Below are 3336 nucleotides of genomic sequence, written 5' to 3' on the forward strand. Positions count from 1 at the left end.
GTCGCCCTACCATGGGCCCGTGTCCGCACTACCTCTCATCTTCACCGCGGGCTGGGCCAGCGGTGTGAACGCCTACGCGGTGGTCCTGCTGCTCGGGCTCTTCGGCCGGTTCGGATTCGCCGATTCGGTGCCGGAAGCGCTGCAGCGCACCGACGTCCTGGTCGCGGCGGCGGTGTTGTTCCTGATCGAGGCGGTGGCGGACAAGATTCCGTATCTCGACTCGTTCTGGGACGCGTTGCACACCGTGGTGCGGCCGGTCGCGGGCGCCGTGGTCGCGGCGCTGCTGGCCGGGCAGGACGGATCGCTCCCGGAACTCGCCGCGGGCGCGGTGGGCGGCACGGCCGCGCTGGTGAGCCATCTGGTGAAGGCGGGGACGCGAATGGCCGTCAACACCTCTCCCGAGCCCGCCAGCAACATCGTGGTCAGCACCGCCGAGGACGTCACCGTGGCGGGCGTTGTCACGCTCGCGGTGTTCCACCCGGTTCTCGCGGCGGTGATCGCGGCGATTCTGCTCGTTCTCGGCCTGATACTGGTGTACTTCTGCGCCAGCCGGATCCGTCGTTATCGCCAGCGGCGGCGTGCCCGCCGGGCGGCGCGCGACCGAGCACTGGTTGCGGAGTGATTGCCGGGCAGCGGGATCGTCACGGGCGTGCCGCGCCAGTCGACCACGCGGCACGCCGGGCGGGGCGCCCCGTTGCGCCCGCCGTCACTGTGCCGGCGACATGAGGGCCCGGCTGACGCCACTGGTCGGATGACTCGGCGCCGGGACGTCGCCATTCGGACGTGTGACGCTGCGGGGCAGTGTCACTACCGCGGACGAGACCGCCGTCGCGACGAGTTCATTGTTCGGGCAAACGGCGGCGGCCACCGGCCACGTCGGTTACCAGATCAGTGTACCCGTCGACGAGTTCGGCTAGTTGATACCAATGTTTATGGGTATTGTCGCTGCGCGCGCCCTCGGTGTGAATGACCTGATTCGCGTCCACCCAGCTGCGCGCCATTCGATCCACTACGGCGCCGAGGCTTTCGGTGTGCAGCGAGGCCCCATTGCGATGCTGGGGAATCTCCTGCGCGACCCAGTCGTTGATGTCGTCGACGAGTTCCCGGCGCCGACAGTCGATTTCGTCGATGAGTGCGGCGTCCAGCACTTGCGCACGCCGCTGGTGCAGCTCGGCGAGTGCGTGTGCCGACCGCAGCAGTTCCCGGTCTTGGAAACGACGCCCTTGGAAAGCACACAACAATTGCGGCGCGGTCGGTAAGGCGCCGACCGTCGGCGCGCTCATCGCCGTACTCCGAGTTCACCCGACACCAACGCGCTTTGTACCAACATAATTGGCTCTCGATTCCGTTTTCCCGGTCATCGGATCGGTTGTCACAACTAGGCTAGCTGGATCATGCACGTACAGATGCAAGAACGCAAGATTGCGTCCGCATTTCTGCGGTAAAGGACTCCTGACAGTGTGTGGAGGCCCAGAGCACCCCCGCCGCAACCCTTTTCGGCATACCGGTCGAGCGGTTTCTCCGCCGCTCGGCCGCCCCGGAGACGACGCCGATCACCTCTACGCGCGCATACCTCCGGTCGACTCCACGCCCGCGCACACGCAGCCGGGTTCGAATTCGCCTACCGTTACCGACCTTCGGTTGCCGGCATCCACCCGGCTATGCTCAGAGCTGGGTCACGGCCGCGAGCAGCGTCAGCGCGGGCAGCGCGCCCTGCACCACGGCGCCTCTGACGAACCGGCGGTCATGAGCAACCAGCACCACAGCCGCGGCCAGCATCGAGCCGCACCCCGATAGCACCAGCGCCCAGCCCGCCTCCGGCACCGAACGCAGGATCGCTACGCCGACCAGCGTCGCCACCGCGAGGAACAGGTTGTAGAAGCCCTGATTGAACGCCCACGGCCGGGCCGCGGGTAGTTCGGCTTCGGAAACCCGGAAGACCCCCTTGTGCACAGCGGGATCGGTGAACCGGACGGACTCCATGACGAAGATGCCGACATGGAGCAGAGCGGCCGCGACGGCAAACACCTGTACCACCCAGAGCATTCGACCTCCTCACGAAGCGCACCGACCGGAAGACGCCGATCACGGATTCCCGCCGACCCGAGCGACTCCGGCGCGCCGAGGCATCCTATGGCCCGAGCCGTGCGAGCACGTGCAACACACCGGCGACACGCCGCCGTGCGGAGGCATTCGCCCCGAGCCGCCAGCCGCTTCCCTGGTGCGCGAGAAGTGTTGCGGACCCGAGTTGGCAACCTGGTTCCGAGAAGCCCGACAGCGCGGTATCACGCGCCTCACCACGCCATCTATATCAAACGTAATAACATGGGCGGCGGTTCGCCGGGCATAAACTGGGTACTGACCGCAGAACTACCGACTTCTGACACAGAGCAGGGCCATGGCCGGTTCGGACCCGTTCGCCACGCAGCACGATCGGCCTCCAGGTATCGAGCAGGAACTGGAGGGCGCGGGTCTCGACGACCCCGAAGTGATCGGCAAGGGCGGGTTCGGCGTGGTCTATCGCTGTCGGCAGCGGGCGCTCAATCGCAGCGTCGCGGTCAAGGTCCTCACCGCCCGCCCCGAGCTCGAGCCGGAGAACGTCGAACGATTCCTGCGCGAGCAGCAGGCGATGGGCGCCCTGTCCGGGCACCCGAACATCGTGCCGATCCTGCAGGTGGGCACCACCCGCAGCGGGCGGCCCTACCTGGTGATGCCGTTTCATTCGCAGGGCTCCCTGGAGAACCGCATCCGCCGCGAAGGTTTCCTGCCGCTGCCCGAGGCGATCGGGATCACCGTCAAACTGGCCGGCGCCCTGGAGACCGCGCACCGCGCCGGGATCCTGCACCGCGACATCAAACCGGGCAATGTCCTGCTCACCGACTACGGTGAACCGCAACTGACCGACTTCGGTATCGCCAGGATGGAAGGCGGTTTCGAGACCACAACGGGAGTGGTGACCGGCTCCCCCGCGTTCACCGCGCCGGAGGTGCTGCGCTCGGGCACACCGTCGGTGGCCTCGGACGTCTACGGGCTCGGCGCGACGCTGTTCGCCATGATCACCGGGCACGCGGCGTACGAGCGCCGTTCCGGCGAGCAGATCGTCGCGCAGTTCCTGCGCATCGCGGCCGACCCGCTCCCCGATCTGCGGCTCGACGGCATCCCCGACGACGTGGCCGCCGCCATCGAGGCGGGCATGGCACACGATCCCGCCGACCGCCCGCCCTCGGCCGCCGCGTTCGGTGAGATGCTGCGCGCTGTCCAGCGCGGCAACGACATGCCGATCGAGCACATGACGCTGCCCGCCGCCGAGCAACCGGCCCCGGAAGACCTCAGCAC

At 67.8% G+C, this 3336-nt stretch carries 4 protein-coding genes; 2 read left to right on the forward strand and 2 right to left on the reverse strand.

Features of this window, described 5'->3' with window-relative positions:
• Positions 1 to 19 precede the first annotated feature (19 nt).
• Entirely contained in the window at positions 20 to 622 is a 603-nt protein-coding gene (locus HOV91_RS38670; RefSeq protein ID WP_174190127.1) for a DUF4126 domain-containing protein, read from the forward strand.
• Between the two features lie 217 nt (positions 623 to 839).
• Here the strand turns inward: HOV91_RS38670 and HOV91_RS38675 are convergent, their stop codons facing one another.
• Both HOV91_RS38675 and HOV91_RS38680 read right to left on the reverse strand, forming a co-directional pair.
• A complete protein-coding gene (locus tag HOV91_RS38675; RefSeq protein WP_043728673.1) occupies positions 840 to 1199 on the reverse strand; it encodes a DUF4254 domain-containing protein in 360 nt (119 codons plus the stop codon).
• Positions 1200 to 1665: 466 nt separating this feature from the next.
• On the reverse strand, positions 1666 to 2046 hold the full coding sequence (locus HOV91_RS38680) for a DUF1304 domain-containing protein (protein ID WP_174190128.1): 381 nt from the start codon (positions 2044 to 2046) through the stop codon (positions 1666 to 1668).
• Positions 2047 to 2398: 352 nt separating this feature from the next.
• Here HOV91_RS38680 and HOV91_RS38685 point away from each other — a divergent pair.
• Positions 2399 to 3336, forward strand: a 938-nt coding sequence (locus HOV91_RS38685; protein WP_174190129.1) for a serine/threonine-protein kinase, incomplete at its 3' end; no start/stop codon positions are given.

It is taken from the genome of Nocardia barduliensis, assembly GCF_013315795.1.
In the GTDB taxonomy this organism is placed as follows: domain Bacteria; phylum Actinomycetota; class Actinomycetes; order Mycobacteriales; family Mycobacteriaceae; genus Nocardia; species Nocardia barduliensis.